18 protein-coding genes and 6 pseudogenes are annotated in these 24,098 nt (G+C 60.3%); 15 read left to right on the forward strand and 9 right to left on the reverse strand.

Going from position 1 to position 24,098, the window contains the following annotated elements:
- The first annotated feature begins 6 nt into the window (after positions 1–6).
- The 10 genes and pseudogenes from QA635_RS07680 (at position 7) to QA635_RS07725 (ending at position 11,425) form a co-directional block, all read left to right on the forward strand.
- Positions 7–801, forward strand: coding sequence for an enoyl-CoA hydratase/isomerase family protein (locus QA635_RS07680; protein ID WP_283068188.1), 795 nt, complete (start codon positions 7–9; stop codon positions 799–801).
- A 127-nt stretch (positions 802–928) separates the two neighbouring features.
- The gene (locus QA635_RS07685) at positions 929–3,700 is read left to right on the forward strand and encodes an AMP-binding protein (RefSeq protein ID WP_283068189.1); all 2,772 of its coding nucleotides are present in this window, start codon (positions 929–931) and stop codon (positions 3,698–3,700) included.
- Between the two features lie 14 nt (positions 3,701–3,714).
- Entirely contained in the window at positions 3,715–4,497 is a 783-nt protein-coding gene (locus QA635_RS07690) for a creatininase family protein (protein ID WP_283068190.1), read from the forward strand.
- Between the two features lie 17 nt (positions 4,498–4,514).
- On the forward strand, positions 4,515–4,991 hold the full coding sequence (locus QA635_RS07695) for a flavin reductase family protein (protein WP_283068191.1): 477 nt from the start codon (positions 4,515–4,517) through the stop codon (positions 4,989–4,991).
- A gap of 135 nt (positions 4,992–5,126) precedes the next feature.
- Positions 5,127–6,206, forward strand: coding sequence for an ABC transporter substrate-binding protein (locus QA635_RS07700; RefSeq protein WP_283068192.1), 1,080 nt, complete (start codon positions 5,127–5,129; stop codon positions 6,204–6,206).
- A gap of 102 nt (positions 6,207–6,308) precedes the next feature.
- Positions 6,309–7,656 (forward strand): annotated as a pseudogene (locus QA635_RS07705) (IS5 family transposase).
- Positions 7,653–7,883, forward strand: a pseudogene (locus QA635_RS07710) (ABC transporter substrate-binding protein); the annotation flags it as partial. The pseudogenes QA635_RS07705 and QA635_RS07710, both read left to right, overlap by 4 nt.
- 824 nt (positions 7,884–8,707) lie before the next feature.
- Complete coding sequence (locus QA635_RS07715) at positions 8,708–9,016, forward strand: UBP-type zinc finger domain-containing protein (RefSeq protein ID WP_283068193.1); 309 nt, start codon at positions 8,708–8,710, stop codon at positions 9,014–9,016.
- A 165-nt stretch (positions 9,017–9,181) separates the two neighbouring features.
- Positions 9,182–10,756, forward strand: a complete 1,575-nt coding sequence (locus QA635_RS07720; RefSeq protein ID WP_283068194.1) for an aldehyde dehydrogenase family protein — start codon at positions 9,182–9,184, stop codon at positions 10,754–10,756.
- Between the two features lie 447 nt (positions 10,757–11,203).
- Complete coding sequence (locus tag QA635_RS07725) at positions 11,204–11,425, forward strand: hypothetical protein (RefSeq protein ID WP_283068195.1); 222 nt, start codon at positions 11,204–11,206, stop codon at positions 11,423–11,425.
- Between the two features lie 570 nt (positions 11,426–11,995).
- Here the strand turns inward: QA635_RS07725 and QA635_RS07730 are convergent.
- Both QA635_RS07730 and rpmI read right to left on the reverse strand, forming a co-directional pair.
- A complete protein-coding gene (locus QA635_RS07730) occupies positions 11,996–12,289 on the reverse strand; it encodes a hypothetical protein (protein ID WP_283068196.1) in 294 nt (97 codons plus the stop codon).
- Positions 12,290–12,507: 218 nt separating this feature from the next.
- Positions 12,508–12,708 carry a 50S ribosomal protein L35 gene (gene rpmI, locus QA635_RS07735; protein WP_057836271.1) on the reverse strand — a complete coding sequence of 67 codons (201 nt, stop codon included), beginning with the start codon at positions 12,706–12,708 and terminating at the stop codon, positions 12,508–12,510.
- 608 nt (positions 12,709–13,316) lie between these two features.
- On the opposite strand from rpmI, the gene QA635_RS07740 reads away from it, so the two are divergent.
- Positions 13,317–14,228: a polyphosphate kinase 2 family protein gene (locus QA635_RS07740; RefSeq protein ID WP_283071505.1), complete on the forward strand. Its 912-nt coding sequence runs from the start codon at positions 13,317–13,319 to the stop codon at positions 14,226–14,228.
- Between the two features lie 127 nt (positions 14,229–14,355).
- On the opposite strand, the gene QA635_RS07745 is transcribed toward QA635_RS07740, so the two are convergent.
- Complete coding sequence (locus QA635_RS07745; RefSeq protein ID WP_283068197.1) at positions 14,356–15,084, reverse strand: type 1 glutamine amidotransferase domain-containing protein; 729 nt, start codon at positions 15,082–15,084, stop codon at positions 14,356–14,358.
- 1,325 nt (positions 15,085–16,409) lie between these two features.
- Between QA635_RS07745 and QA635_RS07750 the strand changes: the two are divergent.
- Positions 16,410–16,708: pseudogene (locus QA635_RS07750) on the forward strand (molybdopterin dinucleotide binding domain-containing protein); the annotation flags it as partial.
- A 435-nt stretch (positions 16,709–17,143) separates the two neighbouring features.
- Here the strand turns inward: QA635_RS07750 and QA635_RS41565 are convergent.
- From QA635_RS41565 to QA635_RS07760, 4 genes and pseudogenes are all read right to left on the reverse strand, one after another.
- The gene (locus QA635_RS41565) at positions 17,144–17,476 is read right to left on the reverse strand and encodes a PRC-barrel domain-containing protein (RefSeq protein WP_341850434.1); all 333 of its coding nucleotides are present in this window, start codon (positions 17,474–17,476) and stop codon (positions 17,144–17,146) included.
- Positions 17,477–17,533: 57 nt separating this feature from the next.
- Positions 17,534–17,915 (reverse strand): annotated as a pseudogene (locus QA635_RS41570) (PRC-barrel domain-containing protein); the annotation flags it as partial.
- A 380-nt stretch (positions 17,916–18,295) separates the two neighbouring features.
- Positions 18,296–18,779: pseudogene (locus QA635_RS41705) on the reverse strand (glycosyltransferase); the annotation flags it as partial.
- A gap of 1,285 nt (positions 18,780–20,064) precedes the next feature.
- Positions 20,065–20,421, reverse strand: coding sequence for a hypothetical protein (locus QA635_RS07760; RefSeq protein WP_425249177.1), 357 nt, complete (start codon positions 20,419–20,421; stop codon positions 20,065–20,067).
- Positions 20,422–21,282: 861 nt separating this feature from the next.
- Here QA635_RS07760 and QA635_RS07765 point away from each other — a divergent pair.
- The 3 genes from QA635_RS07765 to trxC are packed head-to-tail and all read left to right on the forward strand — an operon-like array spanning position 21,283 to position 23,052.
- Positions 21,283–21,696 (forward strand): hypothetical protein, encoded by a 414-nt coding sequence (locus QA635_RS07765; RefSeq protein ID WP_283068200.1) that lies wholly within the window; start codon positions 21,283–21,285, stop codon positions 21,694–21,696.
- Positions 21,697–21,715: 19 nt separating this feature from the next.
- Positions 21,716–22,567 carry an aldo/keto reductase gene (locus QA635_RS07770; protein WP_283068201.1) on the forward strand — a complete coding sequence of 284 codons (852 nt, stop codon included), beginning with the start codon at positions 21,716–21,718 and terminating at the stop codon, positions 22,565–22,567.
- A 23-nt stretch (positions 22,568–22,590) separates the two neighbouring features.
- Complete coding sequence (trxC, locus tag QA635_RS07775; RefSeq protein WP_283068202.1) at positions 22,591–23,052, forward strand: thioredoxin TrxC; 462 nt, start codon at positions 22,591–22,593, stop codon at positions 23,050–23,052.
- Here trxC and QA635_RS07780 read toward each other — a convergent pair.
- Both QA635_RS07780 and QA635_RS07785 read right to left on the reverse strand, forming a co-directional pair.
- A pseudogene (locus tag QA635_RS07780) lies at positions 23,047–23,361 on the reverse strand (aldehyde dehydrogenase family protein). The gene trxC and the pseudogene QA635_RS07780 sit on opposite strands and share 6 nt — an antisense overlap.
- A complete protein-coding gene (locus QA635_RS07785) occupies positions 23,348–24,031 on the reverse strand; it encodes an aldehyde dehydrogenase family protein (RefSeq protein ID WP_283068203.1) in 684 nt (227 codons plus the stop codon). The pseudogene QA635_RS07780 and the gene QA635_RS07785 overlap by 14 nt, the downstream one beginning before the upstream one ends.
- Positions 24,032–24,098: the final 67 nt, after the last annotated feature.

The raw sequence follows: 24,098 nt of genomic DNA on the forward strand, positions 1-24,098 counted from the left end.
CTGAAGATGAAAGACAAAAAATATGAAGACTTGCTCGTAGAGATACGTCCGAGCGGTGTGGCCGTCATAACCATGAACCGGCCTGAAATCCTCAACGCCATCAATTGGCCTATGCATACCGCGTTGGAGGAGGTGTTCGTGGACCTCGATAGGGCCCCCGCGGTGAAGGCCATAGTGCTCACCGGCGCTGGTCGAGGCTTCTGCTCAGGAGGTGATCAGAACGCGCTTGATACCGGCGGGCATCCGATATCGCCCACGCGCTCGGGTCGACATCTCATCAGGAACATCCTCGAAGTCGAGTCCCCCGTCATCGCTGCCGTAAACGGCGTGGCGGTCGGGTTGGGCGCCACGCTCGCCCTGTTTTGCGACGTTATCTTTGCCCAGCCGAGCGCCCGTTTCGCCGATACGCATGTTACGGCCGGTGTCGTCGCCGGAGATGGGGGCGCTGTAATCTGGCCGCTTCTCCTGGGTCCGGCGCGGGCTAAACACTTCTTGATGACCGGTGACTTCATTTCGGCGGAAGACGCGGCGGCTGCAGGGATGATCAACAAGGTCGTGCCGGAAGGTACTGTTCTTGATCATGCGATCGGATACGCCGAGCTGCTCGCGGGCGGTCCCCGCAACGCTATCGTCTGGACGAAATACAGCGTCAACAAGTTGCTCAAGGAGCAGGTGCATCTCAATCTAGATACCGCGATGGCGCTCGAGGCGCTGACCTTCAAGAGCCCCGATCGCAAAGAAGCTGTCGCGGCCTTTCGGGAGAAACGCAAGCGCTTTGCGGAAGCCAAAAAGCCGACGTGAGCCCGGCGCGACGATGCGGTGCCAGACTTCGACGCATGATGATGGCCCGCTACATCGAGGCCTGGCAGCCGTTCCGCGAGAAGCGGTCGCGCCACCCACCGCAGCAATCAGACACGAGAGACATCCGATGACGGCTCTATCCGTGCGGCACGAAAGCGATGCGGCTGCCGGGCTGCGGACGGCCGACCACGACGGCGTCGTGGTCGCAACGCTCGACAGGCCTCCGGCCAACGCTCTGAACCGTGCGCTGTTGCTCGCCATGACGGCGCTGTTCCGGGATCGTGGCCAGGGCGACCCCACGCCGATAGTGATCACCGGTGCCGGGGGGCGGTTCTTCTGCGCCGGCGGTGACATCAAGGAAGCCGACGGAGCCGCCGCCGACCCGGTCGAAGTCCGAATGCGAGGTTTCCATAACCTTCTTGTCGCGATGGAGCGATACCCGGCTCCAGTCATTGCCGCCGTCAATGGCGACTGCGTCGGCGGCGGCGTGGAGTACGCGCTATTCGCGGATGTGGTGCTCGCGGCGCCTCACGCCCGGTTCGGATTCCCCGAGATCAGACACGGCCTTCTGCCCGCGGACAAGGGAATCCAGCGCCTCATTCGCCTGATCGGAACACGGCCTGCACGTGACTTGCTGCTGAACGGTGAACTCGTCGGTGCCGAGCAGGCGGCACGGTGGGGACTCGTCGACGCGATTGTCGAGCCTGGTCGACTGGTGGAGGAGGCGCTCGGCCGGGCCCGAGAAGCCGGCCGCCGAGCGCCTGTGCTCTATGCGGCGCTCAAGCAGGCCGTGAACGATTACGACGACGTTGTTGATCGACGCCAGGCCGAACTGACGCTCGCCAAGGCTGCCTGCTGGTTCAACGACCCTGTGGCCCGAGGCCTCCGCGAAGGCTGGAGACAGGCGCGGGCGTCGTCGCGGCCCTCCGACGAGGGGGCGCCCCAAACCCCACCCCACACTCAGGCCGGTAGGCCTGCACAAATCGGAGCGATGACCATGGCCACAAACCCCGTCCCCGCAGCCACTGCCCGCGTACGGCAGGTGCCGGTACTGAGCGGCGTCACCGATATCGGCGTCGCCAACTTCCAAGCCGTCGAGCGAACCTTCGCCCAGATGGTGCAGGAACGAGCCGAGGTTGAACCCGACGAGGTCGCATTTTGCCAGTGGGATGGGACGTGCGCGATCCCGACCACGTGGGCGCAGTACGCATCGACCGTACGAGAGGTTGCGCTCGGACTGGCAGCCCTCCGTGTCGCGCCCGGCGACAGAGTTGCCATCATGGCGCCGGGCCGGGGCGAGTGGGTGATCGCGGCGCTTGGCATTCTCTCGGCCGGAGCGATTCCGGTCGGTGTCTACCCCATGAGTTCCGCGGCTGAAGTGAGGCAACTGGTTGGACACAGCGAAGCCGTTGCCATGGTTGTTGGCGACGACAATGACGTGGCAAAGGTCGCTTCAGTTGCCACGGAGCTTCCCGCGCTACGAGCCGTGATCAGCTTCGATGGTTCCCCGTCAGGACTTCCGGGAACGGTTGTCGGCAAAACATGGGCCGCACTGCGCGACACCGGTCGAGGCCATGATACGGCCAACCCGGCGCTTTTCGACGAGCGCCTCTTCGGCGGGCACATCGACCAACCAGCAGCCTTGTTCTACACGTCTGGCTCCACCGGAGCGCCCAAAGGGGTCATCCATACCCACCGCACCCTGCAGTACTCCGTCCTTGGCTCCGCCGTACTCAACCCGGAGGTAACCACAACCCGCCGAGACTCGCTCAGCTTCCTGGGCCTCTCCCATGTCTCTCCGGCAATGTCCGGCGTCTACGTGCCGATCATGACCCGGGCGGTGGTGACCTTCTGCCGCCTGGACCAGCTCTCGGAGGCCCTGCGCGGCGTACGTCCTACTGGGATCGTCTGGCCGCCGCGGCTGCATGAGAAGCTGCTCAGCGCCGCGCTGGCCGGGATCAAGGGCGCGCCGGCATCTTTCCAGGAATCTTACGAGGAGGCGATGGCGGTGGCCCGCGAGGTTGCCGCCGCGCGCCGATGCGGCGAATCCGTGCCTGCCGAGTTGCAGGCGCGCTACGATCAAATCCAGGAACAGGTGTTCCTGCCCCTGCGCGCAAAGTTGGGCGTGGACCGGGTCAACATCGCTTGGACCGCGTCGGGAGCGATGACGCCCGAGGTGCATGCCCTGTGGCAGCTGTGGGGCGTGGACCTGCGCGAGATGTACGGCACGACCGAGACCTGCGGCTGGGTCCTCGCGCAGTGGGATCGCGCCTTTCCGCCGCCTGGGACCGTGGGCAAGGCCATGCCCGACCCGCGATTTGGGATCAAGGTCAGTAGCGAAGGCGAACTGCTGGTGAAGGGGCCTCTGCTGTTCCGCGGCTACTGGAACGACGCGAAGGCGACCGCGGACGTGATGGATGGCGAGTGGTACCGCACCGGCGACCTCGTCGAGATCGACGCCTCCGGCGAGGTCAAGCTTATCGGACGGGCCAAGGACATCATCGTCACCAGCGGCGGCAAGACCATCAATCCGCAGCCGACCGAAGTGCGCCTCAAGGCCAGCTCTCTCATCGAGGAGGCCGTGGTCGTCGGCGACGGCCGCAAATACCTCACGGTCCTCATCTGGCCGACTGAGAGCGGCAGCAAGCTCGACAGGGACGCCTTGCACGAGGGCTTGCGAAAACAGATTGAGGATCTCAACGCCGAGCTTGCGCGCCCCCTTCAGCTCAAGGACTTCCGTATCGCGCCACGTGCGCTCTCGCCGGGAGCGGGAGAGCTTACTGCCAAGGGCACGATCCGTCGGGCTGCAGTGCTCACCTCGTTCGGCGCCCTTGTGGACGAGATGTACGACTCAGCGGAGCACAACGAGTTCGCTGACCAAGCGCGGCTCCAAGGTTGAAGGAGCGAGAAGTGATGCGTTCCGAGCAACCGCGAGAGCTGCGGATCGAACACCTGACCAGTTCCGAGATCGCTGAGGCGATCGCGGCCGGTGCTCGCACGGCGATCCTTCCGCTGGGCGCGATAGAGCAGCACGGACCTCACCTTCCGCTGTCAATGGACAGCGATCATGCCGACGCGCTGGCGCTCCGCATCGCCCGCAAGCTTGGTACTGCACTGGTTCTGCCAACGGTCCGGGTTGGGTACTCGCCCCACCACCTCGGCTTCTGCGGCTCGCTTTCGGTGCGTCCCTCTACGCTGGAGGCGATCTGCCTGGACTACTGCAGCAGCCTGGCTGCGCACGGGTTCACCCGCGTCGTCCTCTTCTCCGGGCACATCGGCAATTACCCGATCATGCGCGACTTCGAACCGCGGCTGGCCGCAGCGCTCGCTCCGGCGCTTCGGGTCATCGTCTATAGAGACAGTGCCGCGATCCTCGACGCGTGGCGGACGTCCGCGGAGTCGGTCGCCGGTCTGGGAAGCCATGTTGGTGGCCACGCAGACGTAGCGGAGACCTCGGTGATGCTCGTCCTGCACCCCGAAAAGATTCGGCCCGACCGGGCCGCAGCCGGATACCTGGGCACGGTAGACGAAGAGTTCCTGCAGCGGGCGTTCGTCGAGGGCATCGCCGCGGTCTCGCCCAACGGTGTCCTCGGCGACCCCGCTGGGAGTTCGCAAGCGATCGGCCACGCCGCTTTGGACGCCGTGACCGATCTCGTCGTTGAGTACGCCACCTCGCATCGAGCGCGAGTCGCATGACATCCATGAGGGACCAGATGAACAGCAGGACATTACGCGACGCCTTCGGCGCGTTTCCGACGGGCGTGGTGGCCGTGGCGGCGCAGGTCGACGGGACGCTGGTGGGTCTTGCGGCCTCCTCCTTCACGTCAGTCTCTCTCGATCCCCCTCTGGCGTCATTCTCGGTCGCGAAAGGCTCCACCACGTGGCCCGATCTGCGCCGAGCCGAGCACCTCGGCGTCACCGTGCTTGCCGAGGACCACGGCGCATTGTGCCGCCAGCTTGCCGGCCCGGCCCAAGAGCGTTTCACTGGCGTCGCCTTCGAGATCACCGACAGGGGTGCGGTGATGCTCGCCGAGGGGATCGCCCAGTATGATTGCACTGTCCGCGAGGAGTTGGAGGCGGGCGATCACGTCATCGTGCTGCTGAAACTCCACGCCGTCGTCGTTCATAGCTGCAGGCAGCCTCTCATCTTTCACCGCAGCGGGTTCGGAAGGATCGCCTCGCTTGCATAGCGAGAGCACATATGACGGCCCCTTGTCTCGCGCTCGCCCGCGAAGCCGTCGGCGCAGCTTGAGGGAAGCGGCCGCCGCACTGTGAAGCTCTGCTTGACACCCCGTTCAACAAACAAGTTGCGAAGGAAATTACGAATGAGGAAGCGAATCTTGCATCTGGCCGCGGCAATGGCGTTGACCCTCGCGCTGCCGATCTCTGCGGCCAATGCTCAGAAGAAATACGACCCAGGCGCCAGCGACACCGAGATCAAGATCGGCCAGACCATGCCGTTTTCGGGACCGGCGTCGGCCTATGCCTCGATCGGAAAGACCGAGGCCGCCTACTTCAGGATGATCAACGACCAGGGCGGCATTAACGGCCGCAAGATCAACCTGATTCAGTATGACGACGCCTATTCGCCACCGAAGGCGGTGGAGCAGGTGCGCAAGCTCATTGAGAGCGACGAGGTGCTGCTGACTTTCCAGATTGTCGGTACGCCTTCGAACGCAGCCGTGCAGAAGTATCTCAATTCCAGGAAAGTGCCGCAGCTGTTCGCGGCTGCCAGCGCCTCGAGGTTCTCCGATCCGAAGAACTTTCCCTGGACCATGGGCTACGATCTAAACAACTTCGTCGAAGGGCGCATCTATGGCCAATACATCCTGAAGGAGTATCCGAGTGCCAAGATCGGCGTGCTTTATCAGAATGACGATTTTGGCAAGGACTATCTGAACGGCATCAAGGCGGGCCTCGGTGACAAGACCGCCACTATGATGGTCGCGCAGGCGTCCTACGAAGTGTCCGATCCGACCGTCGATTCCCATGTTCTCAGGATCAAGGATGCGGGCGCCGACCTGTTTTTCATCGCCGCCACGCCGAAGCAGGCGGCGCAGGCGATCAGGAAGACCGCCGAGATGGGCTGGCATCCGGTGCGGATCGTCGACATGAAAGCCACCTCCGTCGGAAGCGTCCTGAAACCATCCGGGCTTGAAAACGCCAAGGGTCTCATCAGCACCAACTATGGCAAGGAGCCGCTCGATCCGCAATGGAAGGACGATCCGGGCGTAAAGCGCTATCTTGCCTTCATGGAGAAGTATTATCCAGATGGAGACAAGAGCTCGAACTTCAATACCTATGGCTATGGCGCGGCACAGCTTCTGGTCCACGTGCTAGTCGGCTGTGAACAAGCCTGTAAGCGATTGAACGGGATTCTGTTTTTGGGGTTTGGGAGCGTTTGAGATTTGCAGGGATGTGAAGCTTGAGCGTCGCAAACCTTGCAAATTCGTTCTGTGGATTCCCCTTCGCGGTGAACCGTGCTTGTGTGGCGCATCGAGGGGACGATGCGGCCGAAGAAGCACAAGACGACGGGATCGAACGATCTGTTCCGGGCACGGCTGGACCAGATCATCAACATGAAGCACGAACTGGTTCTGCTTGCCGGCAAGATCGACTGGGACTGGATCGACGGCGAGATCGCCCCGCTCTACAGCGAGAACGGCAGGCCGGGGATCGAGACCCGCTTCATGATCGGGCTGCTGTTGCTCAAGCACATTTACGGGCTGTCCGATGAGGGGGTGTGCGAGCGCTGGGTGCACGATCCGTACTTCCAGTTCTTCACCGGCGAAGAGTTTTTCCGGCACGTTTTCCCGCACGAGCGCTCGGACCTGAGCCATTGGCGCAAGCGGCTCGGCGACAAGCTGGAGCGGTTGTTGGCCGAGAGCCTTCGGGTGGCGCACGCGACCGGTGCGTTACGCAGCCAGGACCTCAAGCGGGTCACGGTCGACACCACAGTGCAACCGAAGGCCATCAGCTTCCCGACCGACGCCAAACTGCTGCATGCCGCGATCCGGGGCTGAACCGCCTGGCGAGGAAGCACCGGGTCAGGCTGCGGCAATCCTATTGTCGCGTGGCCAAAAGCGCGGCGATGATGGCGGGCCGTTACGCTCATGCCAAACAGTTCAACCGGCATCAGCGGCAGCTGCGTATCCTGCGCAGCCGGCTGGGGCGGATCATCCGCGACATCCGCCGCAAGATCGAAGGCCAGGCGACGCTGGAGGAGGCGTTCGCCCTCCCGCTTGGCCGGGCCACGCAGATCCGCTCGCAGCAGCAGCGCCAGCGCGGCTTCAAGCTTTATTCTTTCCATGCCCCGGAGGTGGAGTGCATCGGCAAGGGCAAGGCCGCCGCACCTTATGAGTTCGGCGTGAAGGCCTCCATCGTTACCAACAATCGCCGGGCTCCCGGTGGCCTGTTCGTGCTGCATGCCAGGTCGCTGCCCGACAACCCTTACGACGGTCACACATTGCGGGACGTTATCGACCGCACCGAGACACTCACCGGCTGTGCGATCGAGCGGGCCTATGTCGACAAGGGCTACCGCGGCCACGACGCGCAAAATCCCCGCCGCGTCTTCATCTCCGGCCAGAAGCGCGGTGTCTTTGGCGCCATCAAGCGTGAGCTGCGCCGCCGCTCCGCCATTGAGCCCATCATCGGACACCTCAAAGCTGAAGGACACCTCGGCCGGTGCTACCTCAAGGGCCGCGCAGGCGATGCCGCCAACGTCATCCTCTCCGCCGTCGGACACAACCTCCGTCGCATCCTCGCCTGGTTCAGAGAACTTTTGCGCCTATTGTTGGTCTCGCTCTGGCGCGCACGCTCAACTGTCCAGCTCAGCTCAATCCGGCTTCTTAACGGTCGACGTGCTACAGCAGTGCGGCGACGATCTGACGCGCGAGAACGCCATGAAGCAGGCGGCATCGCTCAAGGATGTCACAGGCGACCTCGCGCTGCCTGGCATCAAGATCAATACCTCGCCGACTGACTACCGTCTCCACAAACGGTTGCAGATGATGCGCTTCAACGGCGAGCGCTGGGATCTGTTCGGCCCGATCCTTCAGGATGCCGGTCCGGCGGGTTAGTTGCTGAACTCTGATCCAATCGACGGCCTGTCGGCCGCAGACGTTGTCTTCCGCTCCTCCCCTGGCCCGGCGGACTATCGTCGGGCCCTTTTTCTTAAGCGGATGGGCGCGTACGATAGCTTACCGTACCGTCAAGCCTCTCTAGTCTCTCACCGGCGGACGACCTTCTTCAGTATCTCCGCAGGCAATCGGAACTCTTGCTGGCCTAGCAGAGAATATGTCTCACTGGAAATCTCTCCGACGGTCCCGATCGCGGCATCGGCTATTCACCGACCTTTCTCGGTCAGGTCGATTTCCCGTCGTCGCGTCAGCCCGGTTTGCGTCGGTCCCAACGGACTCACGTCGTGGCGGATTGGCTATGCCATGAAGCACTGTTGCAGAAGCCAAGTCAATCGGCCGACCGACCTTAGCTCGCGCCCGGTATCCGCGAATCGGTCCAGCCGGCTGTTGCAATCTGGGATGCTGACGATGCTCGCAAAGGCATAGCGCGCGTTAGCTTGGTAAGAGCCACCAGGAGATCGCCCACAACGGCAGCGTAGACGACCTTCTCTGATTTTGGCGAGGTGCTGGCGGCCATGATTGATCGTGAGTGAAACGGGTTCGCGCGGCGACAGTTCAGCGATTGGGCTCCGCATTTAAGCCCATAGGAACGATCTAGAATTGTCGAGCCGATGATGGGGAGTGCTACGCATCTCTGTGCGATGGCGATCATGGGGTATGCAGCCCCGATAGGCAGCACTGAAAAGTTGACGATCGTCAAGGCCGGCCAGCCGGCCCTCACGCTACCATGAACTAGAACAGACATTGAGTATGGTGAGTATGGAATGGCACAAGGCTGCAGGCATCTGGCGGGAATTCGCGACGTTGTTCCCAGTGCTCGTGGGTGCGAAGAATGCCTGCAACTGGGCGATCCATGGCTGCATCTACGTGTCTGCCGAACCTGCGGTCATGTCGGTTGCTGTGATCAATCGCCCAACCGCCACGCGACGAAGCATTTCCATGCAACCAAACATCCGATCATTGAAGCCTATGATCCGCCCGAAGGTTGGGGCTGGTGTTACGTTGATGAAATCATGTTTGACTTGTCGGGCCGGCCGACGCCGCACGAAGGTCCGATCCCGAGATTTTATTGATGCCATGCCGCGTTGCAGGTGGGTTGTAAAGGCGTGGGCAATGCCCGCCCTAGCGAGACCAACTGATGGCGCATGAAGCTCCCGACGATTACGTTGACGGCCCTCAAGGCGGAGCATCGTCATCGTCGGTTACGGAAGCCCAACCTGGCAAGGGGATGGACGGACATGGTCGCGCGCACTGCCAAACGCAATTCCGATCGAGGCGAAGCCACAAAACAGCCTGGCGGAAAAGTTCAAACGATAGACCTACAACCTTATGATCGCTTCGAACTGCTGCCGATCGCTGGCGACTGGCGCCACGGCGGGGCAGAAAGCAGGTTGGTTGACACAAATCCTTATACCGACGACGTCCTCCTCGAAATCAAGCAGGCCGATCGCAGCGACCTTGATGCTGCATTTGCAGGGGGCGCCAAGGCTCAGGTGGAGTGGGCTGCCTCCGCACCGTCCGTCCGCGCGCACGTATTTCGCCGGGCGGCAGAGATCATGGAAGCGCGCCGCGGCGAAATCGTTGATTGGCTGATCAGCGAATCCGGCAGCACGCGGCTCAAGGCGAAGCTTGAGTGGGAAGTGACTCATACCGTCATGCTTTGGGCCACCTCGGTGCCGCATGCCGTCGAAAGCCGCATCATTCCGTCCGACATTCCGGGCAAGGAAAATCAGGTTCGGCGCAAACCGGTCGGCGTCGTCGGCGCGATCAGTCCGTGGAACTGGCCGCTGCACCTGAGCAACCGCACCATCGCGCCGGCACTGGCGGTGGGAAATGCTGTCGTCGTAAAGCCCGCGAGCGATACGCCGGTGACAGGAGGATTACTGTTGGCGAAAATTTTCGAGGAAGCCGGCCTGCCGGCGGGACTTCTCAACGTTGTGGTCGGCGCGGGCAGCGAAATCGGCGACGCTTTCGTCAGTCATCCCGTTCCGCGGGTGGTTTCGTTTACCGGCTCGACGCCGGTCGGCCGCAACATCGCGAAACTTGCGGCGGAGGCGCCGATCATCAAGCGTGTCGATCTGGAGCTCGGCGGCAATGCTCCCTTCGTTGTGCTCGCGGACGCCGATCTGGATCAGGCCATCGAGGCCGCAGTGTTCGGCAAGTTTCTGCACCAGGGCCAGATCTGCATCGCTATTAACCGCATCATTGTCGAGGAGGCCGTTTATCACACGTTCGTCGAGCGCTTCGCCGCGCGGGTCGCGAGGCTGAAAATCGGCGATCCCAGCGACAGTGACACCATGGTCGGCCCGATCATCAACAACTCGCAGCTTCGCAAATTGATAGAACGCATTGGCCGCGCGCGCGAAGACGGCGCTAAGCCGGTGCTCAGCGGCGAGCCAAATGGATTGGTATTGCCGCCGCATATCTTCGTGAACGTTACTAACCAAATGGAACTTGCAGCAGAGGAAATATTCGGGCCGGTGGCGCCGATCCTCCGAGTCGGCAACGCCGAAGAAGCGTTGGCTGTGGCCAATGAAACGAGTTTTGGATTGAGCGGCGCCGTGTTCACGCGCGACGTGCACCGGGGCATGCACTTTGCCCAGCGAATGCAGGTCGGTATGGCCCATGTCAATGATCAGCCTGTCATCGATTTGCCGACCTGTCCGTTTGGCGGCGAGAAGAACTCTGGCCTCGGCCGGTTCAACGGCTCTTGGGCCATCGAGGCTTTCACTACCGACCAGTGGCTGACGGCACAGCACGCGCCGCGAGGCTTTCCCTGGAATGCTTCCGCTGTACAGGGGCCATGGTCCTGAAGGCGCATAGCACGGACGATGTTGCTTAGCAGGCCAGGGGTCGATTACCCCTTATAAGCACGCTACCGGCTTTTGTTTGCGGACCGCTGCCGCCCTGGCGCTGTGGGCACGAGCATCAGAACAATGGCAACGCAGAAGAACAATGGCAACGCAGACCATCGCGATCAGGAAGATGGTTGCGAAGGGGGCATTTCTGTTATGCGATGGGTCTTTCGCGCTCGGGCGCAGCGAATGTGCCAACCGGTGTGCCCGCCATCTTATCAATCATAGAGGTCGGACGGCGCGGCGCATTGATATCACGCAACGTCCGCGCTCCCGGACGGAGCGATCTGCATCGCTTGCGCTGGCAAGGAGCGGACCGGCGATGTCGTCGTGTGATGCGCGGAGAGCCGATTGACGAGCTTAAGGCGACCGTCGAATGCGGAGCCGATAGTAAGGGGTGAGGCCATGACGATCTCAGGAAACGCTTATCATCGGACATCCTCCGAGTCCCTTCGCGCGCCCGATCGCCAGATCCTTGTCCAGGCTTCGAGCCACCAGGGCTGCGATGCGGTCCATCACCTGCTGCTGCTCCACGTCGTCTACCTCGGAAGGCCTGATCCAGGCAGTCACCGTAAGTTCGACGACCGGCCCATCAGCGTTGGTGATGTCGATGACCGGGAAACATGAAGCGGTCGGCTGGCCGCGCCGGTCCAGGTTCGCATTCTCGGGCAGATTCTGCAGAACGCACCCAGCGATCCGGCGGCGGGACCTTGAGCTCGCAGGCTTCGGCGCAACGACTTGATCGAACTCTATCTGACGGCCAAGACGGCCGGGAGAATTTGGACGCCGCGGGGCAACATGGCCGGCGCATCGATAAGGGCATGTCATGGCAAATGGCTCGTGGCAATGTAACGACGCCCCGATATCTGACCGCAGACAATTCTCAATGGTGCGCTGAGTGCGGGAGATCGTTGGATAGAGGTCTTACGCTCGGAACGCCATCGATACGCGGCATCAGATAACAGTCGATCCCAAGCAACGGGCGAAAATGCGCTGATCGAGGCATACGGTGCAGCGGATTTTTCTGAAGAACGTCCGGCGGCGTCATGAATGGTCTCATGACAGGTCGTCGGCGGTCTGATCGAAAGAATGGACGCCGGTTGGTCCGTCGGAAGGCTGGTTGACGGCCGTAAAGCAAGTCAGGGCTAAAGGGGCAATCGGACCTGGCGCTTAACTGACTGAAAATAGACCTGGGTCTCAGCGGTTATCCCGGCGCCACTCTTCCATTGCCAGTCGCATGGCTTCCGTGCGGTCGCAGCCGGTCCGATCCATCCAGCGCTTGATCAGGCCCTCCTTCCCCTGCGCGCTCGTCATGGAAAAGACGCGTTGAAAGTCCCGCTGGGTTTCCGATTGCCGTCGCAAGTCCGCTTGTCGCCGCATTGCCGGATCCGGCCGCAGGGACTGCGATCCATGCTGCAACAGGTAATATGCGACGCCACCGACTAACAGGAGAAGCAATAGACCTAGAACGATTTGCACCGCATTATCCATGTTCACTACTCCGCTTATGCTGGCTCAAGTATCCCCCCGGTCCGACCATTTGCATTGACGGATCGCAAGCCGGTGGGTGGCACGTTCTGCGTTAGCGTACCCAGAATTCGCAACTGCTCACATTCCCTTACTGAATGTCCGCTTGGTCCCCCACCAGCAGAGCGACATGCCAGGTCGAGCGGGGACGCGACTCGGCTAAGTGGGCGCGCGGGTCGCGCTCAGGCGTTCGGCAGGAAGTATCTCTTGATGTTGTCGCCGTCGGTCTTGAACAGCACGCGGGTGCCGCGAAGCTGCCGAATCTGCTTCTTGGTCCTTTTGATCATGCCGTGGCGCTTTCCGGCGTGGGCCGCCATCACTTTGCCGGTGGCCGTCACCTTGAAGCGCTTCTTTGCTCCTGATTTGGTCTTCAGCTTGGGCATTCTGGCTCCTATGGCTGCGAGATAAACAACGACTCGGTGATGGCCTCAATCGTGGCCTCGTTCTGAATATCCGAGACAACGAAATCCCGCGGAAGCATTAGATCAACCATCTACCGCCGGTCGTCCGAACGCACGGAGGAGCGCCGGACGACGCTATTGACAACGTAGTTCCAATGGCCCGGTGGCCCCGGATTACTTGGGAATTTCCTGACCATGATTGCAGGCCATGATCTTGGCGAACGGTTCAGCCGTTCACTGCGCGTGGTTGTGCCGAGAGTATCCGCCGATAGCAGTCCACGGGATAAGTTCTTCTATTCATACTCACGCCCTTCCTTTGGCTGGGGGTAACGCTTCGAGGGAACCGACAGGAAAGATGAACGATCGCCCCACAAGAACGTTCAACTAATTGCTGCGAATTCCCGCACCGTAAAAGTACGTAATGCGATCTCCAATGTCACAAACGAAGCGGCGCAGAGTTGCATGCTGGAAATTGATTGCAGCCAACGAGACGATGCTGATCGTTGAACGGGAAGAAGCGAATCGCGCTTTCGATACCCTTGCACCGGATTTCATGCTGCGGGCCAACCCCGACCAACACCTCAACCACCATGAACAAAAAGCCTTCGCAATCTCTCGTAGCCCAGTTGAAGCCCTTTGTAGCTCCGTTCCGCTTCGACGGATCGAGCGAGTTTCACCTCAAATCGCAGAAGACCAGAGAGAGGGGAGGTCTCGACAAGGGCCAGGGCGAGGAGATCATCGAGGCCAACCACAAACGGTTGAGTGATTTCCAGGAAAAGCTCTACGCGCAGAACAGCTGGTCGTTGCTGCTGATCTTCCAGGGCATGGACGCCGCCGGCAAAGACAGTGCCATCAAGAGCATCTTCAGGGGCATCAACCCGCAGGGCTGCGAGGTTCATTCCTTCAAGCAGCCGTCAACGCTTGAGCTCGATCATGATTTCATGTGGCGCAGCGTGATCGCGCTGCCGCGGCGTGGCCGCATCGGCATCTTCAATCGTTCTCATTATGAAGAGTGCCTGGTAGTGCGGGTGCATCCGGACATTCGCGCTAAGGAGAAGATTCCTGCCCAGCTGATTACCAGGAATATCTGGCGCGAGCGGTTTGAGGACATCTCTTCCTTCGAGCGCTACCTCGCGCGCAATGGCACAATCATCCTGAAGTTCTTCCTCAACATATCAAAGGAGGAGCAGCGCCAGCGCTTTCTCGCGCGACTGGATGAGCCTTCGAAGAACTGGAAGTTTTCGATGGCCGATATAGCCGAGCGCGCACTGTGGGAGAAATACCAGGCGGCGTATCAGGACGTTGTCAGGCATACCTCAAGCGAGGCGGCGCCGTGGCACGTGGTGCCGGCCGATCACAAATGGTTCGCGCGAGTGGTGATCGGCTCCACTGTCGTCAGCGCGCTCGAAAGGCTCGATTTGCAGTTCCCCAAGGTCGACCCTGCTTCGCTGCGGGAGTTCGAGATGGTTCGCAAGGCATTGCTGGCGGAAGGGCAGGAGTGAAATGGGCGGTGAAGTCGCCAGTCAAACAGGTTAAGTGAACCTAGAAACGGTTTCATGCGCTTGGCTGTCCCGTCGCTGATGGGGCTGCTGCTCACTCGATGAGCTCCTATTGGCAAAGCCCGCAATACTATTCAGACGCTCCGAGCCGCGACGCCACCAACTTTTGCGTCTGGCCATTGATCCCCAGTCGATCGAGTAGAGCGTTGGCAACAGCTTCCGAAGATGCTGGATTTTGTCCCGTGATCAGATCGCCATCGGAGATGGCATAGGGCTGCCACTTCTCGTTCCGGGAATAGTTGCCGCCGTTGTTCCTCAACATATCTTCGACCAGGAACGGTACGACGTCAGTCAATTCAATTGCAGCCTCCTCGATGTTGGAAAATCCGGTGACGGATTTGCCGGCGACGAGGGGAAGCCCATTCGATGCCATGGTATGACGCAACGCGCCGGGCCCATGGCAGACGAGCCCTAATGGGCGACGCGTGCAGGCCATCGTTTCGATCAGTGCGATTGAGTGGGGGTCATTGGCGAGATCCCACAACGGCCCGTGGCCGCCCGGATAGAAGGCGGCATCATGGTCGCAGGCCGAAATGCTCGACAGCGTCCGGGTGTTCGCAAACGCGGCTTGCGCGTGACTGTCGCGCCGAAAGCGAATAGTCGCTTCGGTCTCCGCCTCGGCCCACTCGCTTCTTGGATCGACCGGAGGCAGGCCTCCTTCGGGAGATGCAAGTGTGAGAACGATGCCGGCGTCTTTGAAGATGTAATAGGGCGTAGCGAATTCATCGAACCAGAGGCCAGTCTTCTTCCCAGTGTTCCCAAGTCGGTCGTGCGAGGTTAATACGATCAATATCCTCATCTGAGGGTTGCTCCTCTGCTCAGCACCTGGGTGATGGAGCATCGGGCATCATGATTAGACGTTCATTGAGGGTCATCAATTTTGCCGTCAAAGTTCAAACCAACGCTGATCGGCACAGGCATCTGGTTGTTGTCGCGTCACATTGATTGTCGGCGATTGTCGGCGAACTTTCGAAGCTCGTCCTGATCGAGCGCCTGTTCGGTCTTACCAGAGACAAGTTGATAAAAATGCCTCTCGTTGCTCTGGCGTACACAAGATATCGCGAAATCAAGACCTGGCTGAAAAACACCGAGGTCTGGCACGCCGTTCGCGCATTGGCAAGTCTGCCCGCCATTATCTCACCGAGATCAAGAAACCACTGCGATGCGCCACTTAAAAGCCGGCGAAGCCGCTTTCGTTGAATGTCTGTTATCGAAGTGGTATCGTTCGCGTGATTAGGATCTTCAGTTGATCAACTACGAGTCATGAAAGTTGATCCCCGTCAACGCCATAAGAAAACTGCAGCGGCATACTCTGCAGCGCTTCCGCTCTTGGAACGAAAGACGGTCGAGTGTTGAGAAGATGAACGCTGCTGAATAGGCTGATCTGAATAAATTCGGACTTTTGCCGCATGTCCCCACTGTCGATCAGCATGTAGGCTAAACAGAGGTGTCGTTGAGCCGCTAACCCACTTCTCGAACTGTGTCGTTGTTGTGGTCGCTTCGGGTGGGATTGCGGTTGCCAATCTCGAGTACGACCGGCCGATGCTGACCGAAATCCACGCGTCTACGCTTAGGCTCACCGCTCCGCTGGTTCGACAAGAGGGAGAAACCACATGCTGAGTTGGTGCACCTGGGTCGTCACTCTTGCCGCGTTCATCCTAGGCATTTGCAGCTCCATGGGCGGAGCCCAGCCGCAGAGTGAAGATTACAAGTCGGGAGACTCTCCTTGGAGTACCGGCCGCACGGTATTACCGGACAATCACGGTCAACCCCAGCCACAGGGCCGGACCGGCCCACTATCGACCGGCACGGGCGGCGCTCCACCGACAAGTCCACAAGGGGGCACACCGCCAGACATGCAACCCGCGCCGAGCGGTGCAACCAAGAGCATCGTTGATCCTTCTCCTAAACAGTAACGCGTGGCGTGGCTGCACGAAGGGAGAGCCTCGATGAATGCCGCCTCACCAGTTCGGCCTTGCGGTTTGCTGATGCGTATAGGGGGCGGGGCAGGCGGTCCTCGGTACTCTCACTTTTGGCAATCACAGCGAAGAGAGCTGTGGTATCGGCGCGCAGTAGATGGGGCGGGAGGAAAGAATCTGTCTGGAAATTGATGTTTGTCATGATGCCGACGGATGCGCCCGCGGAATCAAGGATGGCGGATGGGTTTCGGTAACCGGGCCGGAGAGCAATTCGAGGGCTCGCATGAAGGCCTTCGTGACGGAAAGAGTAGGCGAGGGAGTCGCCTGGATGCCTTTCCACTTGGCCGGTTGGTACGAAGGCACCGATCTGCGTCCCATGTATCCGAAGGGTGCCGATCCGATCCTACTCGGCGAGAGCGTGAACACGCTCACGACTTACGGATACGATCCGTCGACCGGCATGCCGGAGCCGAAGGCACTCTTTGTCAGATCAAGGCGGCGTAAGTGGTGCCGGCCGCAACATCGGCTGCAATGCCTGCGTCACCGTCCGCAAAAACGAGAGTGACGTCCGTTGGAGAATGACGGCAAGCCCATCCCGCGGCAAGACGTCGCGAGGTCGCGTCGGCAAAGGGAGGGCCAACAGGCTCGAAGGGCGGCATTGCGCATGGCAGGGCCTTGCCGCGGATCGAGGTTTGTGGCCGACTTCCGCTACAAGGTGCACTACTTTGCTCGTTAATCTATGATGTGCAACTTCCAGCGCGAGATCTAATTTCCGGCGCGAGATTCGTAATGCTCGAACCGCTCAGCTATCGCCTTTGCGTCAGTTCGAGCGCGCGGCCGGGGCGCGATTGCCAAGCGATACGCGTCCGCTGCGCTGGAATCGACGATTTCGGCGGCGCGCCGAGGTGTGATGCTTCGATGAGAGGCCCGCGATAGTGTTCACGGGACGTCGGATGCGGCCGCAATCCAATAATATCTGACCTGCCAATAGTCGTAGACGTCCCGGTTGCGGGCCCGAGCTGTTTGCTCCCAGATTTCCCCTTGCTCGATCTTCGGCGCGTTCTCAAGCTCTCCTTCGGTGATGTCCACCTGGAAGCCATCGGGCTTTTCATTCCAGGTCAACATCGACCAGGGAATAGGGTAGTGGCTCTCTCCGATGCCGAGGAAGCCGCCGAAACTCAGGATCGCGTAGGCGATCTGGCCGGTAAGCTTGTCGATCATCAGGCGCTCTACCTTCCCGATGCGCTTGCCGTGTACGTCATAGACCGGCATTCCTTCCACGCTGTCGCTAGTGATGAGGGACGAGGTGTGGCCCTCTTGCACCGGGGCGGGTTGCTCCCAATAACCATAGACCCGCTCGTCGCGGTCCGGATTTACCTCCTCCCAGCTTTCCACCGGTTCGGCCTTCGGGGCTTTCTTGAGTTGCTCCTCGGTGATGTCGACGCGATATCCACCGAGCTTCTGATCGTAGTTCAGCATCGGCCAAGGGATCGGATAGTGGCTCCCACCGATACCGAGGAATCCCCCAAAACTCAGGACCGCGTAGGCGATGCGGCCGCCGGCCTTGTCTATCACTAGCCGCTCGACCTTCCCGATGCGCTTGCCCTGTGGATCATAGACCGCGGTGCCTTCGACGCGGTCGCTTGCGATCAGGGAAGACGCAGTTCCGCTCTCCGTCGCGGGTGCGCGTTGCATTGTAGTCACCATTGATTGTCTCCTTGATTGGCACATTCAAAACCAGAGTATCGGTCCCCCGGATTACCAATCGATGGCTTCGGAGGCTTGATCTGCATTGGCATGCGCTACGCTGCCATCGCGTTCGCCGCATTGACGGCCGTCAACGCATGTGCACGGTCTAACGCGCGGTGGCTCAAATGACCTTCGGGAGCCTCCGAACGCGCGAGGTATTCCTTTGCCATACGATTTGCCGTGAAGCGTTCCTCGAACGTACACGTACCCTGCGGCGGTCAAACTTGGCCGAGACGGCTAACCGCATAGCTACTTCCTCCTCACCCTCGACCACGAAGCCCCGTATGTTTTCCTCCAGCTGGTACCGAGCAAATTACAGGCGTCGCGCGTGCCATTGCTTCGATCATGCGGGAGGCCGTGATGGACCGTGCCGCAGCAGCTCGCAGCGGCCAGCGGCAGACGCTGATTGTCTGAGATTGACACGAAAGAGGCCGCTGGAAACTCCCGAGCCCCGTCAGAGAGGCCAAGTAGATCAAGGCGTCCATGCATTCTGGTGAGGAAAGGTACAGCGAGTTGGCTCAACAGCGGCAAATGTACCCATCAATATGGGCGTGTATCACATCAAAATCCTTTGCGCGGCTCGACATGGCCTCAAACAGAGCGGCGCACGCCGCCATGGGATCGCGGCTGGGCGGCCAAGCCGAAGAGCACGAGGCCAGAAAGGATGGAGTTTGCCGTGCGTTCTCGAATCACCACTCGCAAACAAGGTCACGTCGTGTCCAAACGCTACGAGCTCATCGACCAGCCACGCGACGACCCTTTCTGTCCCACCGTAGAGCTTGGGAGGAACACTGTCAGCCCAAGGGGCAATCTGTGCGAGCCCCATGAGTCCGCATCCAACGTCGACTGTTGGGAAGCCGCCAAACGGCGCAACTCACTGCCTCGACAGGTCCAATATCCATGGTGCAGCTCAAGCTTCCCAGCCGCGAGCGGTCCATCCGTGACGCCGCGGCCCCCGCCGCCGCTATCGTATTGAGATCGACGGTTTCTTAGCGGGCACGGCGTGATCCTCGTGCGCCGACCGCCTGCCAGCGCAGGCACCTGTCGCGAGTTCTAACAGCGCCGGACTTTGCGAACGATCAAAGTGCCGTCCGGCCGTTGGCGGCGCTCGACTACTATCCGGCAGTCGTCCCAGGCGTAGCTATGCCACGCCGGCTCGCGCACGACCACGTCGCGTTCGACCACGCGAGGTGGAGGACGAATGACTTCCTCTTCCCAGACCTGAGCTGAGCTGGGCCATGCGGCCAAAGTCGTCATGATACCCGCAAGGCCTATCACGAAAGTTCTCATGCTGTCTCTCCTTGCAATGTGACCGGTTGGCAGTGGTGCCCAACGCTTGGCGATGTTGGATGTTGCCGTCGGTTGCGAAAATAAAGCACATGAGGCGCGGGCCGGAAATTGATGGCCGTCAAGATCAGCTGATGTGACGGATCGAATTCAGGCGCCTGCGCTATGACGGCATGACCTGTAAGCTCCCGGGCAGATTCGAAACATTGCCTCAAGATGAGTAAGTACGCAGCTGAATATAGCAGATGTGCTTGATCCACGACATTGGCAAGAACGAGCCGCGAAAACGAGAGGCAAAGCGGAGCAGTTCGGCCTACGAATCTCAGCCGATCGCCTGCTGAAGATGGCCGAGGAGTATGACCGGATTGCCGGGCTAGCGGCGGAGCGGCAGAAGGAGCGTAACCGGATACTGCGCCTCTAGCCGGCCTGCTCGAATTAGTGAACACGTCGCGGCCCGACTTACAGCGGACGGAAGTCATCGTAGTCGACCGTTGAACGTGCTGGCTGAGGCCAGATGTTCTTCGCCCGCAGACTGCCACGCGAGGAAGTGTACGCCACCTTCGGCTTACATCTCCATTTGGAACTTGCCTCGTCGGAAAAGAATGGATCGGCCTTTGCCAGAAAGGTAAACCAATTGCACTCTCTCCACCATTCTATTGATGACCGGGAATGGCGAGATAACCAGTTGAAGGAATGCAGGATGCGGATTTTTACAGAGCGACGTTACAGCAGCCATGGACTGACGGCGAGCTTGCGGAGGAAGTCACCCTGGCGCTGGGCTAAGATCAGGTGCCTCGGGATCAATAATCCACGCGCATTTCAAATCAAGTCATGCTGCCCGGCATGAAGCAGCGGACCGTAGTTCCCATGTAGTCGCGGATCGGCCAAACCATGGTTCTTCCCACTCTATTCGGCTCGGTGATGACAGCTTCATCCGGAACGTCAATCCATTGGTTGTCGAGCCGTACGCGGTAGTGGCCGTCGCGGGTTTCCCAATCGACATCGCTGACCGCGGTGCCGTCGGCGTCGGAGCAGCAGGGCCCCTTGCCCGATCTGAGCTGGTCGAACCAGGCCTTCAGCGGCGAATTGGCATGGCGGCCGTCGTCGCGTGCGTGCGCCGATAGTATCGGTGATGCCAGCGCGAGGATACAAGCAGCTGAAATGGCAATGGGTCGTTTCAGGCGCGTTTGGAACACATCACTCTCGCGTCGGGATGGAGTTGCGGTCGTGGTCTGGATGATAACGCGGTGAGTCAACGCGGTCGTTGACAACGAGCAATTTTAGACCGGGGTCAGTTGCCCTGTCTCACGATGATTGAGACGCGACCTGCATTGCGTGCGCGCGCAATTGCGAAAGCTCTTCATTTGCGGGGTCGTGTCCGTCCAAAAGACCGCTTCGAACGTCAGGATCACGCGATGGATCGCGAGGACGGCGTCGAGCTCTTCAATAACTACCGTATCGATTTGACCGCATTTCAGGGGCTCTCGAGACGCGCCGCGGATCAACCAGTTGGAGCTCTCATTGACGCGCGAGATGTTTTCCAGCTCCCGAAAGGGTGCTCTTCGATTTCGGGCAACATTTCCGATGCGGCACTAGCCAGAGCAATCGCACATCCAAAATCACCATGCCGCCAATGCTCGATGAAGGCGTGGATCTGCCGCATCGACGCGTAATGGGAGCAGGTCTCGTTGTAATGAGGCTTTGCCGATTGCATATTCCTCACGCTAGATGCGTGCCCACGCGAAACAGGTAGTGAAGACCATCAACAACCGGCCATGCGGAATCGGCGCGCTGATATCTGTCAATCAGCCCTTGGTTGCGACACTTTGCGTATCTCAGATCCATGAGAGGCGCATCTTATCGGGCGCAAGCTGTGCGATTCAGGGGCATACCGAACGCCGATAGCGCGGCAAGCGTAACACGGACCGGTTAGCGGTTGGCAGGTATCGGCCAGCAATGGCGGTTTCCGCTCTTGAATTGATAGCGGTCAACTCTTGCTGGCGATGAAGAGGCTAGTGTGGCTCATTCGTTCGGGATTGGCCATGCGGAAGATAGTGCAAGGCATTGTCACGTTTCTCGCGATCGCTGTCGTATCCCCAGCGTTCGGCCAAGGTAGCGTGCGCTACGAGCTGTTCCCTGAGCCGGATGTCAAGTCCAACACCTCTTACCGGACGGCTACGGCTTATGTGATTGACAAAAAAGAAAATCAATTTTTCGTCTGTTCGGCGCGCTACAACTATCGTGACCTGACGGCGAACAATGGCTCGTGCGTCAAACTCGACCCGACGATCGGCAGGCCATCGCTAAACGAGACATATGTCGCGCATCCAGTGACGGGCTCCGCGATATTCAACTCGTTCCTGCCGGTGATCTGGTTTGTCGATCCAGGCACCGGCGATGTTCAATTTTGCGCCATCCGTCACGCTGGGCTATGCGTGAAAATTAGTCTGCCGTGAAGAACAAAGGACCCGCGTCATGACCGTCACCGAGGCCACCCGCACTACCTTACTTCCTTCAGGTGAACACATTCCAATGCTCGGCCAAGGGACCTGGCACATGGCCGAGAATCCGCTGAACCGGAGCAACGAGATCAAAGCGCTGCGCCTCGGCATCGATCTTGGCATGAGCCTGATCGACACGGCCGAAATGTACGCCGATGGTGGCGCCGAGAGGCTCGTCGGCGAGGCCATCAAAGGACGGCGCGACGAAATCTTTCTTGTGAGCAAGGTGCTGCCTCAGAACGCCACCCGACAGGGCACGGTAGCGGCTTGCAACCGAAGTCTAGCCCGGCTTGAAGTGCATGAGATTGATCTGTATCTGCTGCATTGGCGAGGACGCACTCCGCTGGAAGAAACCGTCGACGCTTTCGAGGCTTTGCTAGGCGCAGGCAAGATCCGGAACTGGGGCGTCAGCAATTTCGATATCGGCGACATGCAGGAACTTGTCGACTTGCCCAATGGTGCCAACGTCGCGACCGATCAGGTGCTCTACAATCTCGAGCGTCGCGGCATCGAGTTCGACCTCTTGCCATGGTGCCAGCGCAGCGGCGTTCCCGTTATGGCTTATTCACCGATCGAGCAGGGCCGTGTGTTGCGTCATGTCACACTCAAGACCATTGCGGCTCGTCTCGGCGCGACCCCGGCACAAGTGGCGCTGGCATGGGTGCTGCGCCAGGACGGCGTATGTGCGATACCGCATTCGGGCAAGCCGGAGCATGTTCGCGAGAACCATGGCGCGCTCGACGTTCGCTTGACACCACAGGATCTCGCCGATCTCGATGCGACCTTTCCGCCGCCAGACGGCAAACAACCTTTGGCAACGCATTGAAGCCAATTCGGGAGCCATCCGACATGAGTGCACAAGCCCGCCACATCGTTTGTCCGCATTGCACGAGCATCAATCGAATTCCGGCCGGGAAAGATGCGCGCCGGGCCAAGTGCGGCCATTGCCACCAACTCCTGTTTACGGGACATCCGACGCCGGTTTCCGCTCGCAGCTTTGCCACCCACGTCCAGCGCAACGATATTCCCGTCGTGGTCGATTTCTGGGCGGAATGGTGCGGGCCATGCAAGGTGATGGCGCCGATTTTCGAGCGTGCGGCCGGCGAGTTCGAACCGGAACTTCGTTTCCTGAAGGTCGACACAGAGGCGGAAGCCGAGCTGTCGACCCGCTACAACATTCGAAGCGTTCCAACCCTGATGCTATTCCATAAAGGCAATGTCGTCGCGCAGCGCGCGGGCGCTGTGGGTGCCGAGGTGTTACGCCAATGGTTGCGCCAGCATGCGCCTTCAGCTGCGCCTGCAGCCTCATGAGTACACCATCACGGTTTTGATGTTGGCGAACTCCCTGATGCAGTAGCAGGACAATTCACGCCCATAGCCGCTTTCCTTGATGCCTCCAAAGGGCACCCTCGGATCGGAACGCACGTTGTCATTGACGAAGACCGTTCCAGAGTCGATCTCGAACTATGAGATCCGTCCGCCGCGCTCAATATCGCGGGTGATCACGGCGCCGCCGAGCCCGAATGGGGTGTCGTTCGCGACTGCAATCGCGTCGGCCGCGCTCCGGGCCGGGATGATTGCCGCAACTGGACCGAACAACTCTTCTTCATGGGCCGGCATGCCTTTCCTCACGTCGGTGAGGACTGTCGGCGGGGTAGTAGGCTCCCGGATGATTAGGCACGGTGCCGCCGAGCAACAGGCGCGCTCCCTTTCCGACGCTTGCGGCGACCTGCCGGTGCAAGGTGTCGCGCAAATCGTGCCGCGCCAGCGGACCTATCTCTGTCCCACGCTCGAACGGGTCTCCCATCATGGTCTGGCTCATCAGCTCAACAAAGCGTTTCTCGAAAGCCGGCCAGACCTTTTCGACCACGATGAATCGCTTGGCGGCGATGCAGCTCTGGCCCGAATTCACCTGCGGCCTCTGACGCAGATGGCAGCCGCGGAGTCGGGATCGATATCTTCCAGGATCAGATAAGGGTTCGCTGACGCCGAGCTCGAGCACGGTCTTTTTGAGCGCGGCGATAGCCTTGCTCGCGACTGCGCGTCCGGGGGCGCCGCTACCCGTCAGGGTCACCGCGCGCACGAGCGGATGCTCGATCAGGGCGTCGACCTGCTTGTTGCCGATCATCAATGTGCGGAACAGATTTTCGGGAAAGCCTGCGTCGCGAAAGATCTGTTCGATCGCGAGCGCGCAACCCGGCGCGTTCGAGGCATGCTCGAGCAACGCGGCATTGCCCGCCATCAGATTCGGCGCCGCAAAGCGAAAAACCCACCAGAAGGAAAAGTCCAAGGCATGACCGCGAGCACCACTCCGACCGGATTGAACGTGACGAAGGTCCTGCGTGCCTCCGTTCATA

The organism is Bradyrhizobium brasilense, assembly GCF_029714345.1.
In the GTDB taxonomy this organism is placed as follows: Bacteria; Pseudomonadota; Alphaproteobacteria; order Rhizobiales; family Xanthobacteraceae; genus Bradyrhizobium; species Bradyrhizobium australafricanum.